Here is a 392-nt window from a genome sequence, read left to right as displayed (position 1 = left end):
CGTTGTCCTGCACCCATAACTCCCTCACCTCGCTGGATGTGAGCAAGAACACGGCTTTGACAATATTCTACTGCTCGATTAACCCGAATCTAAGCTCCCTGAAGATCTCGAGCAGCATAAATGATAGGTTGGGGGTCAACGACTGCAAGCTGAGCGCGAAGACACTGAACGAGATATTCACCACGCTTCCTGATGTGAAAGGGCAGAGCACCGGAGATAAAGAGCTCTATATCTCAGGCAATCCGGGTACGGATACGTGCAACAAGAAGATCGCCACAGACAAAGGCTGGACATTGGATGTCGAAGATACTCCGCCTGCCGGCAACAGCATGACGATGACGACAGAGAAAAAGGTAGGCGAAAAGATAGAGTTGCGCATGAATGCCGAACCG

The 392-nt window shown here is 50.8% G+C and carries 1 pseudogene; it reads left to right on the top strand.

Annotated features, from left to right (window positions below):
* Positions 1 to 392, top strand: a pseudogene (locus tag JT26_RS10765) (hypothetical protein); the annotation flags it as partial.

Origin of the sequence: Porphyromonas sp. COT-108 OH1349, assembly GCF_000768755.1 — a bacterium.
Classification (GTDB): Bacteria; Bacteroidota; Bacteroidia; order Bacteroidales; family Porphyromonadaceae; genus Porphyromonas_A; species Porphyromonas_A canoris.
The sequence above is the reverse complement of the archived record's forward strand: the minus strand, read 5'-3'. Positions and strand labels throughout refer to the sequence as shown.